Origin of the sequence: Rhizosphaericola mali, assembly GCF_004337365.2 — a bacterium.
In the GTDB taxonomy this organism is placed as follows: Bacteria; Bacteroidota; Bacteroidia; order Chitinophagales; family Chitinophagaceae; genus Rhizosphaericola; species Rhizosphaericola mali.
Genome location: NZ_CP044016.1, coordinates 1,861,950 through 1,881,833, shown reverse-complemented (window position 1 = coordinate 1,881,833; position 19,884 = coordinate 1,861,950). Strand labels below are relative to the sequence as shown.

Genomic DNA, 19,884 nt, shown 5'->3' with positions numbered 1-19,884 from the left:
TTTTTTTTCATGATGGCGAAATATTTATCGTGAGTCAATGGTAAAATATATATTTTTTTCATATTGTTGAAAAAGATTTTAATTTTTTGTGTTAAAAGTGAATAAGTGTATTCTTTCTCTAACAAATAGTTTTGAAATAATTGTAAATCGTGTTTAACTAATATAATCCAATAGAAGTTATCCATCTATGAATTTAATGGAAATTAGTAAAATATACTATGATTACTAAATATAGAATGTAATGAATTAAAAAATAAGATGGAACATGATAGTGCATGATAGTTCGCTCATTTATCGGATGTATTTTTACACAAACGATTATTAGTTAGTATTTAACTGGAGCTATATGAATGCATTGCTTGGTGTTATATTTCATTGGATTGGAGGATTTGCTTCTGGTAGTTTTTACCTACCATTCAAAAAAGTAAAAGATTGGCATTGGGAGATATATTGGATGGTGGGCGGCTTGTTTTCTTGGTTGATTGTACCGCCTTTGGCCGCTTATTTGACAATACCCAATTTCGCTGAGATTATTGCCAATGGAGAGATGGCCGTCTTGCTTAGAACATATGGATTTGGGATTTTGTGGGGTATTGGAGGATTGACTTATGGATTGGGTGTCAGGTATTTAGGTATGTCCTTAGGTAATTCTGTGATGTTAGGTTTTTGTTCCGTCTTCGGTGCTTTGCTGCCAGCAATTTTCTTTCAATTTAACCCAATGGAAGGCAAAGAAAGTATTTCGGATATTTTTCATAAAAGTGGAGGTATTACGATTCTCATTGGGATTGCTATTTGTGTATTGGGAATCATTATCTGTGGTCGTGCCGGTATTTTGAAAGAAAAGGAAATGGCCGATGACCAAAAGCAAGCTTCTGTACAAGAGTTCAATATTAAAAAAGGTCTTACTGCAGCGATTGTTTCTGGCGTATTGAGCGCTTGTTTCAATTTCGGAATAGAAACGGGAAAGCCACTTGCCGAAAAAGCAGTCGAACTAGGATGCAATCCTCTTTTTCAAAATAATGTTAGTTATGTCGTATTGCTTTGGGGTGGTTTGACGACCAACTTTATCTGGTGTATTGGCCTTGCGTTGAAAAACAAATCATTTAGTGATTTTGGGAAAAATGGCGTTCCACAAGTAAGCAATTGGCTTTTTTCAGCTATTGCTGGGACGATGTGGTTTTTGCAATTTTTCTTCTACGGAATGGGAGAGAGCAAACTAGGAAATGGTCCAAGTTCCTGGATTTTACACATGTCATTTATCATATTGATTTCCAATTTCTGGGGTGTGATTTTGAAAGAGTGGAAAGGTACTTCCAAAAAAACACAGTGGACTATAGGTACAGGTATCGCAGTTATCTTAATATCAATCGTATTTGTAGGTTTGGGAAATACACAAGCCTAACTATAAAACAAAATTAATCAATACAAAATTATGAAGACTTACAAGTATGTAAACTATCTATGGGATGATCAAAAAGCGGCCGAACTAGAAGGAGATGAAGTAGCTTTGTTGATCTATCGTTCTAATATTTTGGGCGCTGATTTAAGGATTACTAACTATGGAGGAGGTAACACTTCTTGCAAGACCGTAGAGAAAGATCCTCTGACTGGTAATCCTGTGGATGTTATGTGGATTAAAGGTTCTGGTGGTGATATAGGTACGTTGACAAAAAAAGGTTTGGCCGCTCTATATGTAGATAAATTGAGAAGTTTGACCAATGTTTATCGTGGTATTGAGTACGAAGACGAAATGGTACAACTATTCAATCATTGTATTTTTGATTTGGGGTCCAAAGCTCCTTCTATTGATACGCCTTTGCATGGATTTTTACCATTCAAACATATTGATCATTTGCATCCTGATGCGGCCATTGCAATAGCCGCTGCAAAAGATGGCAATAAGATTACGCAAGAATTATTTAATGGAGAAATTGGTTGGGTAGAATGGCAAAGACCTGGTTTCGATCTTGGATTGAAACTAAAACAATGTTTAGATGAAAGTCCCAATATTAAAGGGATTATGTTGGGGTCTCATGGTTTATTTACCTGGGGAAATACCGCTTATGAATCCTATGTGAATACTTTAGATGTTATTGAAAAATGCTCTGAGTTTATAGAAGAAAGTGTACAGAAAAATGGTTCGGTTTTCGGTGGCGCAAAAATTGTAGCAGAAACTGCTGAAAGTAGAAAAAAACAAGCGGCTAATGTAGCTCCCTTATTGCGTGGACTATGCTCGGAAAAAACAAGAATGATCGGTCATTTTACGGATTCAGATCGTGTATTGGAATTTATAAATTCCAACGATTTGGAAAAATTAGCGCCGCTTGGAACAAGTTGTCCAGATCACTTTTTGCGTACCAAAATTCAACCATTGATTTTGGATTTGGCACCTAATGAAGATTTTTCTGACTATAAAAATACTTTGCAAAAAATAGAAGCGCAATTTGTTGACTATAGAAATATGTATGCAGACTATTACAATACATGCAAACATGACAATAGTCCGGCGATGCGTGATGCCAATCCAGTCGTTATTATTTACCCTGGTATTGGAATGTTTACTTTTGCAAAAGATAAACAAACCGCTAGAGTTGCTTCTGAATTTTTTGTCAATGCTATTAATGTAATGCGTGGATCGGAAGCTATATCTGACTATACGGCATTGCCTAGACAAGAAGCGTTCAATATTGAATATTGGTTGTTAGAGGAAGCTAAACTACAAAGAATGCCTCAGCCAAAAGCGTTGTCTGGAAAGATTGCTTTGGTTACAGGTAGTGGTGGCGGTATCGGTGCTGCAATTGCAAAGAAACTCTTACTAGAAGGTGCTTGTATCGTATTGAATGATATCAATCAACAGCGTTTGGATGAAACGCAAGTGGAATTAGTCAAAATTTCTTCCAAAGACCAAGTTGATCAAGTGTTGATGGACGTTACAGATGCGAACTCTATCGCTAAAGCATTTGAATATGCGGCTTTAAAATACGGTGGTATGGATATTATAGTCAATAATGCCGGACTAAGTATTTCCAAACCTATTGCAGAGCATACGATTGAAGATTGGGATATACTATACAATATCATGCCCAAAGGCCAATTTATTGTTTCTAAATGCGCCGTTGCTATACTAAGAAAACAAAACATCGGAGGCGATATCATTAATATCGTTTCAAAAAATTCTATAGTTGCTGGACCAAATAATGTAGGCTATGGCTCAGCAAAAGCTGCGCAAGCACATCTTTCAAGATTATTAGCTGCAGAATTGGGTAGTGACAAGATTCGTGTAAATTCTGTTAATCCTGATGCGGTGATTGTCAACTCTAATATCTGGGCCGGTGGTTGGGCTGAAGGTCGTGCCAAAGCCTATGGAATTACAGTGGAAGAATTACCGCAATACTATGCCAACAGAACCTTGTTGAAAGAAATGATTTTGCCGGAAGACATTGCCAATGCTTGTTTTTCTTTCCTAAATGGTTTGTTGGAAAAGTCTACAGGAAATATTTTAAATGTAGATGGTGGTGTTGCGATGGGTTTTGTAAGATAAATATTGTATTTTGTACCTTTAATACGACGATTAAAAACTTGTTATATGATTTTAGATAAGCAGAAAATAGATTCGCTTAATTCGGATGGCTTGACTTTACACCAAAATAAGATTCAGGTTTTGAAAGATTCCATTCCCAATTTTGAGGAGGTAATTAGCAAATTGGTAGATTTTCAAATAGCTATTCCAAGTTGGGCTTTGGGTACTGGCGGTACGCGTTTTGGACGATTTGCAGGAACCGGGGAACCTAGGAATATTGAAGAGAAACTAGAAGATGTGGCTTTGTTAAATGATTTGACTAAATCTTGCAACTCTATTTCTTTGCATATTCCTTGGGATATTCCGCAAGACTATGATGCTTTACGTGCGAAAGCATCAGACCTAGGATTGCATTTCGATGCCGTTAATTCTAATACATTTCAGGATCAAAAAGGCCAAGATTTTAGTTATAAATTTGGCTCCTTACATCATGTAAATAAAGATATTCGTCAAAAGGCGATTGAACATAATATCGAAGTGATTCAGCATGGTGATAAACTAGGTTCTAAAGCATTAAGTCTTTGGTTGTCTGATGGCTCTGATTTTCCCGGTGAGTTGAATTTCCGTGGTGCATTCGAACGTACACTAGAAAGTTTGCAAGAAATTTATAAAGCTTTGCCGGATGATTGGAAATTTTATATTGAGTATAAATGTTTTGAACCACATTTTTATTCTACAACTATTGCGGATTGGGGACAATCTTATTTGCTCGCATCCAAACTAGGACCGAAAGCGGTAACTTTAGTTGATCTTGGGCATCATTTGCCTGGAGCCAATATTGAACAGATAGTTTCTTTGCTGTTGATGGAAGATAAATTGGCGGGTTTTCATTTTAATGATTCCAAATATTCAGATGATGATTTGACTGCTGGCAGTATCAATCCGTATCAATTGTTCTTGATTTTCCATGAATTAGTGGAAGGTTTGGATCATAAAGGAAAACGTCATGCGACGGATATCGGTTGGATGATTGACGCTTCACATAATGTGAAAGATCCTATCGAAGATTTGTTGCAGTCTGTGGAAGCTATAAAATTGGCTTATGCACAAGCATTGATTATTGATCAAAATGCATTAACGGGTGCACAAAACAATAATAAAGTAGCCTTAGCACAAGACATTATCCAAGATGCTTATCGTACAGATGTTCGCCCGTTGTTGGCAGAAGCAAGATTGAGATCTGGTGCTGCACTTAGTCCAATCAAAGCCTTTAATAGTTTGGATATTAGGAACGAATTGGTCAAAGAACGCGGACTACACTCTGTAGCTACTGGATTATAGTTGTATAAAATATTGAAATATAGTTGAACAAGAATAAAGATTGTGAGTAAGATAGAAGTTGTCGCCATATTGGACGTTGGTAAAACGAATAAAAAGTTGTTTTTGTTTGATAAGCAATACCAAATTGTTTATCAACAAAAATTGACTTTTGCTCAAAAAATTGATGAAGATGGCTATGAATGTGAAGATTTATCTGCTATCGAGGAATTTTTGTTCAAAACTTTACGCGAACTAATAGATTCGGGCAAATACGACATTCGGGCGATTAATTTTTCTACTTATGGCGCTAGTTTAGTTCATATTGGTGTGGATGGAAGACCAGTGGTAGATATGTTCAACTATTTGAAACCTTATCCAGATGGACTATTAGAAAAAATGTTCTCCAATGAAAAGGAGCAAACGCAATTCGAACTAGAAACCTGTTGCCCAATTCAAGGGAATCTTAATTCTGGACTACAACTATTTCGAATCTGTCACCAACGAAAAGAAATTTTTTCTAAGACTATAACCACATTGCATTTTCCACAGTATTTTAGTTTCCTATTAACAGGAAAAAAGTATTCTGATATTACGAGTATCGGTTGTCATACGAGTTTGTGGAATTTTCGAAAGAACAATTATCATGATTGGTTGACGCCTCTTGGTATTTCTAAAAAATTGGCGCCAGTAGTAGCAAATGACACCGTTGAGAAAGTTAAATTTGATGATGCTTATTTACTGGTTGGAATTGGCATACATGATAGTTCGGCTGCTTTAGTTCCATACTTAAAATCGATTAAAGATCCATTTCTCCTTGTGTCAACAGGTACATGGAGTATAACGCTAAATCCTTTTAATAATAGTCCTTTAACTCAAGAGGAGTTAAAAACTGGTAGCCTTTGTTACATGAATTACTTGGGTAAACCTGTAAAAGCTTCGCGCGTTTTTTTAGGTAGCATTTACGAAAAAGAACTTAATCGGATTTTGAGCTATTTTCATACGGATAAAGAACATATTCATTCTTTAGATTTAGATTTTGCTCTTTTTTCGACTATAAAACCGTGGGATTTAAACTATAAATCAAAAGATGATTTTTTGTTGGAAAAATTTCCTTATTCTTCTGTTGAATTAAGTCAATTTTCTGATTATAAACATGCCTATTTTCAATTGATATTTGAATTGGTAAATGTGCAAGTAAATTCAGTTAAATCTGCCGATCCAGATAACGAAATTAAACAGATTTTTATTGATGGGGGCTTTGGGCATAATGTTGTTTTTATGAAAGCCATGGCTTATCTATTGAAAGATAAAAAAGTCTTTGCAGCAGAAGTTCCGCAATCGACTTCTATCGGTGCCGCCCTTGTTATACATAATCATTGGAATGATTTATCTATAGAGGAAGGAATGGTTAAGTTGGAAGAATATTCTTCTGTATACAACTCTATTGTTTAAATAAGTTGCTATTATTCATCAAAGCATTAGTTTATGTTTTCTAAATCTACAATACGATCTATTTTTGTTTTTGCACTATTGTTATTTGTTTTTCAGAATATTTTTGGACAGTCAAATAGTGAATGGAAAACATCTGATGTTTCTATTGTGATCCCAACTAATACACATCCAAGAATTAAGTTTGCAGCTGAACTTTTATCAAATGAATTGCGTAATTGTGGCTACAAACCGACAATCCTAGTCGAAGGAAGCAAACTAAATAAGAAAAATATAACTTTAGTATTGGCAGCTCAAGGCACCAACTTGTCCAATACTACGAAAGAAAAATATAATTTAAGTCTTGATACGACCACATATAAGGAAGGTTTTGCTATAAAGAATAGAGAAAATATTTACCTTCTTGATGGTGTGGATACTTCTGGCATTTTTTACGGAAGTTTAGCCATAGTTGATAGTCTTAAATTAAACAAAAAACTTCCTACCCGTATCTCCTTTGCTGATCATCCAAAAATGGTTATGAGAGCGGCTTGTATTGGATTACAAAAAGCCACATATTTACCGGGAAGAGATGTTTACGAATATCCATATACAGAACAAACTTTTCCTTGGTTTTATGATAAAAAACTTTGGACAAAAGTATTGGATTCGCTGGCTGAAAATCGGATGAATGCTTTGTTTCTTTGGAATGGACATCCATTTTCATCTTTGGTTAAGCTAAAAGATTATCCTTATGCTTTGGAGGTAGACGATGCTACTTTTGCCAAAAATGAAGAAATATTTAAGTTTCTAACAGAAGAAGCAGATAAGAGAGGTATTTGGATTATACAGGCTTTTTACAATATTCTTATACCCAAACCATTTGCAGAAAAGCATAATCTAACGACGCAAGACAGAAATCGCCCTATTATTCCAATAATAGCCGACTATACACAAAAATCCATTGCTGCATTCGTGGCTAAATATCCACATGTTGGACTATGTGTGACTCTAGGTGAAGCGATGGAAGGTGTTGGACAAGATGATATTGATTGGTTTACTAAAACTATTATTCCTGGTGTAAAAGATGGTTTAGCCCAATTGGGAACTGACGAAGTGCCACCAATTATTTTGCGAGCACATGACACAGATGCGCCTTCTGTTATGAAGGCTGCTATGCCATTGTATCCTAATTTATATACAATGGCAAAATTTAATGGCGAAGCTTTGACGACTTACGAGCCAAGAGGTTGTTGGGCAGAGTTACATCGTACCCTAAGTACTATTGGAACAGTACAGATCGAAAATGTACACATTTTAGCAAATCTGGAACCTTTTAGATATGCTTCCGATGATTTTATCCAAAAAAGTGTACAAGGAATGCATCGCATTTATGGTGCAAATGGTATTCATATTTATCCGCAAGCGTCTTATTGGGATTGGCCTTATAGTGCTGACAATGCAGATGGAAAAAGATTGTTGCAGATAGATCGTGATTGGCTTTGGTACAAACAATGGAGCCGTTACGCTTGGAACGATAACCGTAAGCGTAGTGATGAAGTTAGATATTGGGGTGGGTTGTTGGCGTCCAAATTTGGTTGTGATGTACAACAAGGTGAAAATATTTTAATGGCTTACGAGGCCTCTGGAGAAATTGCCCCCAAACTATTACGCCGTTTTGGAATCACGGATGGTAATAGACAAACCTTGACGTTGGGAATGTTGATGACGCAACTTATCAATCCTTATAGGTATGGTTTGTTTGATTTGCTTTATGATTCTGAAAGTCCAGAAGGTGAAAAAATAATTGAGTACGCAGAGAAGGACTGGAAAGGTCAACCTCATATTGGAGAAACGCCCAAACAAATTATAAAAGAAGTTGTAGAAGAGGGTGATGCGGCAGTGGCATTTGTTGATAAAGCACAGCCATATATCACGAAGGATAAAGACGAATTTGAACGCGTTCGTAATGATATGTATTGTTATCAAGCCTTGGCAAAGCACTATGCAACAAAAGCAGAAGCTGCAATTTTGGTTTTACGATATAAGTATTCTAACAATATTAAGGACTTAGAAGCTGCACTTCCTTATTTAGAAAAGAGCGTTGCTTACTATAAACAATTGGTTGACTTAACAAAAAATACTTATTTGTATGCTAATAGTATGCAGACCAAACAACGTAAGATTCCAATAAGAGGTGTCGATGCTACATTCAAAACATGGAAAGAAGTGCTTGTGCCATTTGAAGCGGAGTTGAACCATTTTAAAAAAGCTATAAATTCTCTTAAAAATAATAGTGCTAAGTCAGTCGCAAAAGTTGTAGCGTTGCAAAATGCAAGTGTTAAACTACTAAATCAAAAAGACAATTGGTACATTGTCGGCTCCAGTAATGCAAATCCTTTCTCGGACTTGACAACGAATATCGTAACTTATGCAAAAGAACTGAAAGGGGTAAAAGGGCTTCAATTATCAAATCAGAGCCAGATAAAAAGGGGAACTTCAATAAGTTTTCAAAGTGATCAACCAGTAAAAATATTGGTAGGGTTTTTCAACAAAAAAGATTCTTTGTTGAGTAAAGCTCCCGAATTGGAAACAGATGCTAGCGCCAATAATTATGGACAAGCCGAAACGGCGATTGCCAATGCATTGTATTTGAAAGATTTTCCCAACGTAAATGTTCATGTATATAGTTTTCCAGCAGGAGAAAATACACTGAAATTAAGTAAAGGAGCCGCTTTAATTCTTGGATTTGTAAATGGTAATCAAGAAATTGTCAAGTACGACGCTGGTATTTCTGAAAAAGGAATTTCAAAAGAAATTGACTGGCTTTTTGAATAAATAAGATACTATGTTTAGATTTTTGAATATTGTAATTATAAGTTTGATTACGTCAATTGTATCCGCTCAAGGGTACTATGATGTGACCAAATATGGCATTCCTAATGATAGCACTTTTGTAGGTAAAAATGCAATCGACAATATCATCCAAAAAGCGGTTCAAAAAGGTGGAGGAACAATTTATTTTCCTGCAGGCAAATACTTAACAGGTTCCATCAAATTAGAAAGTAACATTACAATATTTATTGATGCAGGAGCGGAATTACATTTTAGTGATGATTTTGATAACTATATTCCTATGGTACCTTCTCGTTGGGAAGGGACGACAGTTATTAATTTTTCTCCTTTTTTCTATGCATACAAAGCTAAAAATATTACTATTACTGGAAGAGGTTTGATTGATGGACATGGGCGTAATTGGTGGAATTATTCGGAAGGTTTTGATGATAAAAAACCAAAATCCAAATGGGAAAATACTTTTTTCGAAAACAACAAAAATGTATTAGCTCCACCAGACTCCAAATGGTTAAAACGTGGTTTTTTACGTCCGCCATTTATACAGCCAATGTATTGTGAAAATGTATTGATAGAAGGTATCACAATTCAAAATTCTCCGTTTTGGACGGTCAATCCTGAGTTTTGCAAAAATGTAACTGTTCGTTCTGTTACGATTAACAATCCACATTCTCCTAATACGGATGGCATCAATCCGGAATCTTGTAGTTATGTTCATATTTCAGATTGTCATATCAGTGTTGGTGATGATTGTATTACTATAAAATCTGGAAAGGATGAGGACGGACGTAAACAAGCAGCTCCTGCAGAAGACTATGTTATTACGAATTGTACGATGCTTTCAGGGCATGGCGGTGTTGTAATCGGAAGTGAAATGTCAGGTGGTGTACGAAATATTGCTATTTCCAATTGTATTTTTGATGGTACGGATCGTGGTATTCGCATCAAATCGACTAGAGGTCGCGGTGGTGTAGTGGAGAATATCAGAGTAGACAATATCATTATGCACAACATCAAGCAACAAGCATTTGTTTTGGATACGCGTTACGCAAAATCAACAATTGGACCGGTATCGGAGCGCACACCTATTTTTAGAAACATTCACATTTCTAATGTTACTGCCAATACTAAAGATGCGGTATTCATCAACGGTTTGGAAGAAATGCCAATTGAGGATGTTTCATTTTCCAATATACATTTGGAAGCGGAAAACGGTTTTGATATTCATTATTCTAAAAATATTTCTTTAAACAACGTATTTTTTTCAGGTGTAAAAACTTCATTAGTTAAAATAGAAAATAGTTCGGATATTGATTTGAAGTATTTAAAACTAGAAAAATCCACCGAGGAAAAGCCTTGGGTAAGCGCTATTAATGTTGATGGTTTGTTCATTGACGGTTGCCGACCTAAAAAAGGAACTAAAACCTTTCTTCAACTTTCAGGAAAGACGACTTCCAATATAGGTTTTGGAACTAATGATTTTAGAAATGTTTCGCAAGTTGTCGTAAAAGACTATGATGTAAAAAAAGATGCCATCCTTAAATAAAAAAGCATATTGTCTATTGAAACTTAAATGGTTGTTGCTATTATTTTTAATAGTATTAAATTTTCATGCAAATAGCCAAGTGCAAAATGGACTTCTTTGGTATGATAAACCAGCCAAACAATGGACAGACGCTTTGCCTATTGGTAATGGTCGACTTGGGGCAATGATATTTGGAGATCCACAACTAGAGCATTTGCAGTTTAATGAATCTACATTATGGACAGGTGAACCCAATAATAACGCTAGAAAAGGAGCCTACAAATATCTACCAAAAATAAGAGAACTATTTGCAAATGGGAAACAAAAAGAAGCCGAAGATCTTGCACAAAAAGAGTTTATGGGGATCCGTATTAATGAAGAGCATTACGATGATCAATGTATCGTTTGGTTAAAGAATGTAAGAAAAGATACTACCCAATATCTTAATAATACTACTCTATACAAAAATAAGATTCAACTTCCGATGCTTAATGGTTGGGAAAAGGAAGGACTGGATGGAGTGGATGGTGCGATTTGGTTTCGGGTGGAATTCAATTTGCCTAAATCCTTATTGGGAAAAGATTTGAAATTGTATCTTGGCAAAATAAGAGATGATGATTATGCATACATCAATGGACATCTTGTTGGTGAAACAAAAGGGCAACTTGCTAAAAGAGAATATATAGTTTCCTCTAAAATTTTAAAGGAGGGAATCAATACTGTCCATATCCAAGTCATAAATTGGAATGACAAAGGTGGTTTTAATGGAACTAAGGACGGCAGAAAATTATTTGTACTATTCCCAATAGAGAACAGTAGAGATATCATTTCTTTAGGGAATTTGTGGTCATATACTATCCAAAATCAAGATGTTCCAGCGTTTCCTAAATATGAAGCAGATTATCAACCTTTTGGAGATATTTATTTTCGGTTTCCATCAACTAATAATGTAATTAATTATAAGCGAAGTTTAGATATTGAGCAATCGTTAGCAAATGTTCGTTTTGAAGAAAATGGAATTGAATATAAGCGAACTTATTTTGCTAGTAATCCTGACCAAACAATCGTTGCTCATTTTACTGCAGACAAGAAAAAAAGTATTAGTTTTTCGACTGTTGTAAACAGTCCTCATAAATCTATCAATATAAAAGCCGATAGGGGAAATTTACTTCAAATGACTGTAAAGGTAAAGAATGGAAAATTATGGGGAGTCGCTAATCTATATGTCAAAACAAAAGAAGGTTCTATTAAAGTTGATGGTGATTCTATACTAGTTCGAGATGCAGATGAAGCATCGGTTTATTTAGTAGCGGCAACTAACTATATAGCTTACGATGATATTTCAGGAGACCCAGTAAAATTATGTACAAAATACTGGGATAAACTCAATAAAAAGTCATACAAAACCATTCTTTCTGATCATATTACCGATTATCAAAAACTGTACAAAAAGTTTTCAATAGGATTTGGTTCTGAGACTTTCCCCAATGTTAGTTTATCAACTGATCAACGCATTTTGCAATATAGTGTTTCAAAAGATCCCAATTTAATTGCGTTGTATGCGCAATATGGTCGTTACTTGTTGATTGCTTCTTCACGCGAAAACTCGCCTCTGCCTGCAAATTTACAAGGAATTTGGAATGATCAACTCAATCCTTCGTGGGGTAGCAAGTACACTACCAATATCAATTTGGAAATGAATTACTGGCCTGCCGATCCTTTAAATTTATCGAGTTGTGAGACACCTTTGTTCAACATGATTCAAGATTTGACAAAAACGGGAAGTGTAGTTGCAAAAGAACATTATAATTTGGATGGCTGGGTATTACATCATAATACAGATATTTGGAAAGCTACGGCTCCCATCAACGCTTCTAATCATGGTATTTGGGTTACCGGTTCTGCTTGGCTTTGTCAAGCTATTTGGGATCATTTTCTTTTTACTCGAGATACTGCATTGTTACGTAAAATGTATCCAGCCATCAAAGATGCAACTATATTTTACATCGGATTTTTAGTAAAAGATTCCAAAACGGATTTTTTGATTAGTACCCCGTCCAATTCTCCAGAACATGGTGGCTTGGTTGCTGGCCCTACAATGGATCATCAGATGATAAGAAGTCTTTTTAAAAATTATCTTGCAGCCTCTAAAGTATTGGGTATTGTAGACCTTGATTTAGATGATAGGCTTGTCGTACAATTACCGCTAATTGCCCCAAATAAAATTGGAAAATATGGTCAATTACAAGAATGGATGGATGATGTTGATGATCCTAAAGATCAACATCGCCATATTTCACATATCTGGGGCGTCTTTCCTGGGACAGATATTAGTTATAAAGATAGTTCAATGATGAATGCTGCGAAAGTTTCTATGAATATGCGTGGTGATAGTGGCACGGGTTGGAGTACGGCATGGAAACTTAACGTTTGGGCTAGAATGAAAGATGGTAATCATGCATTGAAAATGATTGATTTATTGCTTTCTCCTGCAGACCGAGAAGGACTTCCGGAAAGAGGTGGTATCTATCGCAATATGATGGATGCTCATCCTCCATTTCAAATTGACGGTAACTTTGGTGGCCCTGCTGGTATTGCCGAGATGCTGGTTCAGAGTCAGAATGACTATATTGAACTATTACCTGCATTACCAGATTCTCTATCATCAGGTTTTGTCAACGGTGTTAAAGCTAGGGGAGATGTTGAGCTGAATGTCGCATGGAAACTACATAGGCTATCGAAATTAGTAGTGAAGGCGACAGATAATGGAAAATATGCATTTGTTTATAAAGGAAAAATGCTAACTTTAAATTTGTTAGCGAATAAGCCATATGATGTCGATATTTTAAAATTTGCAAATTAATTTTTATAGTTTAGAATTTTCTTGATTTTCTTGCTTTTATGAATTGGAATTCAAATAAAATATATTGTTTAAGTATAAATAATTGTAAAAATTACATATTTTTTTTGATGCTGCTGGTTTTGCCAATTCAAAATGTCTTTGCCCAAAATAAAACGATTCGTGAAGACTTCCTATTAAACAATGGATGGAAAACCAATATGGATGAAAACGATAGTACCAAATACAATTCTTTTAAAGATATTGGGTATAATGCTAAAAATTGGAAAACCATTTCTGTTCCACATAATTGGGATGACTACTATGGATATAGACGCATTACGCATGGTAATCTTCACGGATATGCTTGGTATAGACTAAATTTTGAAATAAAGAATCCTAATAAACGAAAACGTTATTTTCTTCGTTTCGAAGGCGTTAGTTCTTATGCAAGTATTTGGTTAAATGGAAAGTATATAGGCAAACATAATGGAGGACGTACAAGTTTTTCCTTGGATGTTTCGGATGCAATTAACTACAATGGAAAAGAAAATATAGTTGCAGTGAAGGTCGCTCATCTAGCTATGATTAGAGATCTTCCTTGGGTGTGTGGTGGATGTTCAGATGAAAGGGGATTTTCTGAAGGATCCCAACCTATGGGGATATTTCGTCCGGTACATTTAGAAGTTACGGATCCTATTCGAGTAGAACCTTTTGGAATTCATATTTGGAATAAGGAAAACAAACTAGGCAGTCAAGCTGAAATTTTGTCAACGGTAGAAATTCACAACTATGGAAATATTCCTCAAAAAATAGAAGTAGTTGACCAACTGATAGATGAAAGCAAAACAGTAGTTGCAACCGCAAAACAAAATAAAACACTATCATCTAAAGAAAATTCGATTATAAATTTTGACCCAATTGTATTGAAAAAATTTCACTTGTGGTCTTTAGAAAATCCTTATTTATACCAATTAAAAACGGAGATCTTTTCTAATGGAAAATTGGTAGATATCGTTTATACAGACTATGGTATTAGATATGTGTCTTGGCCTGTAAATAATAAAGGAAGTAAACAATTTTTACTCAATGAAAAACCTGTTTTTATCAATGGTATTGCCGAATATGAGCATCTTTTGGGTGGAAGTCACGCATTTACAAAGGAAGAAATAAAATCCCGAGTTGAGCAAATTAAAGCGGCCGGATTTAATGCTTTCAGAGATGCACATCAACCACATAATTTGGAATATCAGTACTATTGGAATCATGATGGTATTCTTTGGTGGCCACAGTTTTCTGCGCATATCTGGTTTGATAATCCAACATTCAAAGAGAATTTTAAATCATTATTGAAAGATTGGATTAAGGAGCGTCGTAATGATCCTTCCGTAGTAACTTGGGGTTTACAAAATGAAAGTCGTCTTCCAAAAGAATTTGCAAAAGAATGTATGGCTATCATTCATGAAATGGATCCTACATCTTTCAATCAGCGTATGATAAACACTTGTAATGGTGGAGAAGGTACTGATTGGGATGTTCCGCAAAACTGGAGTGGTACTTATGGTGGTGACCCTAATCAATATGGAGAGGAGTTAAAAAAAGAATTATTGGTTGGAGAGTATGGTGCATGGCGTTCTATCGATTTGTATAAGTCTTCAAATATGTCTCAAAATGGAAAATACAATGAAGACGATATGACGGATCTCATTGAATTGAAAGTTAGAAAAGCTGAATCTGTAAAAGATAGCGTATGCGGACATTTCTTTTGGTTATACAATTCGCATGATAATCCGGGTAGAGTACAAGGAGGAGAGGGTATGAGAGAAGTTGATCGTATAGGTCCTGTCAACTATAAAGGTTTGATGACATCTTGGGGAGAGCCTTTAGATGTATATTATATGTTTCGTTCCAATTATGTTGATGCTAAAAGCGATCCAATGGTCTATATCGCCTCGCACAATTGGCCAGATCGATTTGAAAAAGCTCAAAATGCAACTATAAAAGTATATTCGAATTGTGATGAAGTAGAACTTTTCAATGATACCAAAACCATTTCATTTGGGAAAAAGAAAAATTCGGGTATTAAAGGTTATCATTTTGAATGGGACAATATTTTTGTGAAATACAATGTGCTTTACGCCAAAGGTTATGTCAATGGAAAAGTAGTATGTGAAGATGTTATTTTGTTACACTATTTGCCCAATTCTCCAAACTATAAGGATTTGCAAACTAAAGATGAGTTAATTACAAATGACTCCAAAGATCTGCATTATATTTATAGGGTCAACTGTGGCGGCGACCAATATATAGATCATAATGGTAACAAATGGGACGCGGATATCAATTATAGTAATGAAACAAATTGGGGCTCGATTTCTTGGGCTACAAAATTTAAAGAATTAAATCCTGTATTTGCTAGTCAGCGTGAAATAAGCGATCCAATAAAAGGAACGCAAGATTGGAGTCTTTTTCAAACATATCGTTATGGAAAACAAGCATTGGAATATCGTTTTCCTTTAGCTGATGGCAACTATACAGTTGAATTGTATTTTGTAGAACCATGGTTTGGAAAAGGAGGAAACAAGGATGCAAAAGGCTGGAGGCTTTTTGATGTAGCGGCAAACGGTGTAGTTCTTGAAAAAAACATCGATATATGGAACGAAGTTGGTTTTGCTAGAGCATTAAAGAAATCCTATACTGTAAATGTAAAAAGTGGTTTATTACGTTTGAATTTTCCGAATATAGAAGCCGGACAGGCAGTTATCTCAGCTATAGCGATTTCATCCAAAAATAGCACTATGCGATCACTTATGTCTACTTCCAATTATTTTGAGTTTAAAAATCAAAGTGATTCTGCATTCTTCACAATTAGAAATTGGCTTTCAACAAATACAAAACCCTACTTGGATGATCATAAAATAATTAGTGGCTTACCATATTATTTGTATGGGGCAGAATGGTTACAAACAAAGAACATATGCAAAAATGCACCTTTGGATCTTGTTCTTAAAGATTCTGCTGATGTATATGTAGCGATTGATTCGAGCAATAAATCGACTCTTCCAATATTGCAGAAATTTGAAAAATTGCCTGAATTGATTCGTTTTATTTCGGATAGTAGTATTGGTAAGTCAACAGTTTATAGACGAAGGATGGCAAAGGGTGATAGTTTGTATTTTAAACAGAGCAATGAGGTTTTCGTTAGTGCACAACCAATTACAAATATTTTGCCTGCTTACGATTTGAAAGCTGTAACTGCTTACAAAGCAACCGATGCCTTATTTAGTAATGGAAATTGGAAGGGAATTTCTTTTAATAAGAAAAATGTTCTTCAATCACAATATAGGGGAAACGATACCTTGATTTTCAATTTTCACACAGGTGTTGCGGATATTTATTCTTTGACTTTGAAATATTCCAATATGACAGATAAAAAACTTTTTGGAAAACTTATATTAGAAAATACTTCCAATACAGTTCTGAAAGTTGAAGAAATTATATTGGACTTCACAAAAGAAGGAAAATGGAGCTTAATAGAAACAAATTCCGATAGCATGATTAATGCTGGAGACTATAAGTTTAAGTTAGTGACAAATGATGCGAATGGGCTTGTAATATCTGGGATTGAAATTAGATGATGATGAAAAGAAGTTTGTATTTATATATTATTTCTCAATTGCTTTTTTGCCATTTGTTTGGCAAGAATTTGCAATTGTATGATTTAAGATGTGAATCTAGAGTCAATCCTTTAGGAATAACAGCAACACAACCTCATTTTAGTTGGAAGATTCAAAGTGTCATGCGTAATACGGAACAGATAGCTTATTTAGTTTTAGTTTCTGAAGATTCGATTGCGTTGTTAAAAAATGTCGGAGAAATTTGGAATACAGGAAAATTAAAATCTAATAATTCTATTCAAATAGACTATAAAGGACGGAAATTAAAAGCGGCCACTAGATATTTTTGGAAAGTAAAGATTTGGGATAATCATGGACAAAATTCTGATTGGAGCACGATTGCAACTTTTCAGACTGGATTGTTCAATCTTGAAGATTGGAAAGGTGCAAAATGGATCGGTCTTCAGGAATTGGCAGATTCCTTGAAAATTATTCCTGCGCCATCCTCTGTAAATAAAGGAAAAAAAATACCTGAAAACGAAATTATGCCCATGTTTCGTAAAGAATTTTCGGTAAAGAAAGAAATTAAGAATGCTTTTATTTTTATAGCAGGACTAGGACATTTCGAGTTGAGTATGAATGGTAAAAAAATTGGTGATCATTTTTTAGATCCAGGATGGACTAACTATGAAAAGGAATCGATTTATCAGACTTTTGATGTTACATCTCAATTAAATATGGGTCAAAATTCCATTGGTGTATTGTTGGGCAACGGTTTCTATTTTACACCGTCCAAGAGATTTAAAAAACTTAAAGTTGTTTACGGTTTTCCAAAGATGATCTGTTCTCTGGTTGTTCAATATAAAGATGGATCGACGGAACGCTTGAATAGTGATGAACATTGGTCGGTTGATAAAAGCCCAGTAATATTTTCTTCGATTTATGGAGGTGAAGATTATGATGCCAATTTGGAACAAGTTGGTTGGGATAAACCTCATTTTTTGAGGAATTGGAAAAATGCAATAGTTGTTAGCGGTCCGAAAGTTTTGAGTAGCAATACGCAAGAACCGGTAAAAGTGATGAAAACTTTTAAACCAGTAAAACAAATAACGATAAAGAATGTTATCGTTTATGATTTTGGACAAAATGCTTCTGGCATAGTTAAAATAAATGTCAAAGGACATAAAGGCGATACTATCCAAATCATTCCTGCCGAACTTTTAAATGAAAAATCAGAAGCCAATCAAAAGGCAACTGGTAGCCCTTATTATTTTACGTATATATTGAAAGGTGGTGGCGATGAAATCTGGCAACCGCGTTTTTCTTACTATGGTTTTCGCTATGCTCAGGTAGAAATGATTCCCAAGCAAAACGGCAATTCGCCGAAACTTAATTCAATAGAAATGTTGCAGATTCGCAACGCTGCTAATTCGTGCGGTTCGTTTTCTTGCTCTGATACTTTGTTTAATCAAACAAACAAACTAATACAATGGGCGATCAAAAGCAATATGGTAAGTTTGTTTACAGATTGCCCTCATAGAGAAAAGCTGGGATGGTTGGAGCAAGAGCATTTGATGGGTAACTCAATACAATACAATTTTGACATTGCCTCTTTTATTCCAAAGATTTTAAAAGATATGCGATTGGCACAGACAGATAGTGGTTTGATTCCAGAAATTGCCCCAGAATTTGTACAATTTAGCGAACCATTTAGGGATTCTCCAGAGTGGGGTAGTAGCAGCATTCTTGTTCCTTGGTACGCTTATAATTGGTACGGTGATATAAGGTTTTTGGAAGAAAATTATAGCATGATGCAACGATATATTCAATATCTGGAAAACAAATCCAATAATGGAATATTGATGCAAGGACTTAGTGACTGGTATGATATCGGGCTTGAAAAATCAGGATTTTCGCAATTAACGCCTCAAGGACTAACGGCTACTGCTATTTATTATTACGACCTTCTTGTAATGTCCAAAATAGCAAAACTTTTGAAAAAAGAAAATGATATAAAAATATACAACTCCTTGGCCGAGAAAGTTAAGAAATCGTTCAACGAAAAATTTTACAATCCTACCGCTGCTCAATATGGAACGGGAAGCCAGACCTCCAATGCGATGGCTATTTATATGCAATTGGTTGATTCCTCCAATAAACAAAAAGTAATAAATAATATAGTTGATTCCTTAGAAAAAAATGACTATAGATTGACCGCAGGTGATATTGGTTTTAGATATTTGTTATTGGTTCTGGCAGAAGCAGGGAGATCGGATGTGATTTACAAAATGAATAATAGGTCTGATGTGCCTGGTTATGGTTATCAATTGAGTCATGGAGCCACATCGTTGACAGAATCTTGGCAGGCTTATAGTTCGGTTTCCAATAACCATTTGATGCTAGGACATCTTATGGAATGGTTTTATCAAAATGTGGGAGGTATTAAGCAAAGTATTGGTTCTGTTGGATATAAGAATATTGATATTGACCCGGATTTTGTAGATAGTATTTCTTATGCCAATACTTCCTATAATTCCTCTTATGGAACAATAGTTTGCAATTGGAAAAGAGAAAAGGATGATATAGTATTGGATGTGGTAATTCCTTCTAATGCCAAAGCGAATATTTATTTTCCCAAAAAGAATTTTGTCCAATTGACGGAGCGTCAACAAAATATTAATTCTTCTAATTTGAAAAAGAACGAGAAGCGGGTGATGTGTACAATTGGTTCTGGTAACTATCAGTTTAGAGCTAAATACAAAATCAAATAGTATTTTAAAAG

Annotated in this window: 9 protein-coding genes; all 9 read left to right on the top strand. The window is 35.1% G+C overall.

Annotated features, from left to right (window positions below):
* Positions 1-346: 346 nt before the first annotated feature.
* The 9 genes from rhaT (at position 347) to E0W69_RS08075 (ending at position 19,873) form a co-directional block, all read left to right on the top strand.
* Entirely contained in the window at positions 347-1,402 is a 1,056-nt protein-coding gene (rhaT, locus tag E0W69_RS08115; protein WP_131329574.1) for an L-rhamnose/proton symporter RhaT, read from the top strand.
* Between the two features lie 30 nt (positions 1,403-1,432).
* Positions 1,433-3,541 carry a bifunctional aldolase/short-chain dehydrogenase gene (locus tag E0W69_RS08110; protein WP_131329572.1) on the top strand — a complete coding sequence of 703 codons (2,109 nt, stop codon included), beginning with the start codon at positions 1,433-1,435 and terminating at the stop codon, positions 3,539-3,541.
* Positions 3,542-3,586: 45 nt separating this feature from the next.
* On the top strand, positions 3,587-4,861 hold the full coding sequence (locus E0W69_RS08105) for a TIM barrel protein (RefSeq protein ID WP_131329570.1): 1,275 nt from the start codon (positions 3,587-3,589) through the stop codon (positions 4,859-4,861).
* A 42-nt stretch (positions 4,862-4,903) separates the two neighbouring features.
* On the top strand, positions 4,904-6,292 hold the full coding sequence (locus tag E0W69_RS08100; RefSeq protein ID WP_191968007.1) for an FGGY-family carbohydrate kinase: 1,389 nt from the start codon (positions 4,904-4,906) through the stop codon (positions 6,290-6,292).
* 33 nt (positions 6,293-6,325) lie between these two features.
* The gene (locus E0W69_RS08095) at positions 6,326-9,106 is read left to right on the top strand and encodes an alpha-d-galacturonidase (RefSeq protein WP_131329566.1); all 2,781 of its coding nucleotides are present in this window, start codon (positions 6,326-6,328) and stop codon (positions 9,104-9,106) included.
* Between the two features lie 10 nt (positions 9,107-9,116).
* Positions 9,117-10,667, top strand: a complete 1,551-nt coding sequence (locus E0W69_RS08090) for a glycoside hydrolase family 28 protein (RefSeq protein ID WP_131329564.1) — start codon at positions 9,117-9,119, stop codon at positions 10,665-10,667.
* 79 nt (positions 10,668-10,746) lie between these two features.
* The gene (locus tag E0W69_RS08085; protein WP_225321448.1) at positions 10,747-13,509 is read left to right on the top strand and encodes a glycosyl hydrolase family 95 catalytic domain-containing protein; all 2,763 of its coding nucleotides are present in this window, start codon (positions 10,747-10,749) and stop codon (positions 13,507-13,509) included.
* A 107-nt stretch (positions 13,510-13,616) separates the two neighbouring features.
* Positions 13,617-17,123 (top strand): malectin domain-containing carbohydrate-binding protein, encoded by a 3,507-nt coding sequence (locus tag E0W69_RS08080; protein ID WP_131329560.1) that lies wholly within the window; start codon positions 13,617-13,619, stop codon positions 17,121-17,123.
* Positions 17,124-17,125: 2 nt separating this feature from the next.
* Complete coding sequence (locus E0W69_RS08075; protein ID WP_131329557.1) at positions 17,126-19,873, top strand: family 78 glycoside hydrolase catalytic domain; 2,748 nt, start codon at positions 17,126-17,128, stop codon at positions 19,871-19,873.
* Positions 19,874-19,884 lie beyond the last annotated feature (11 nt).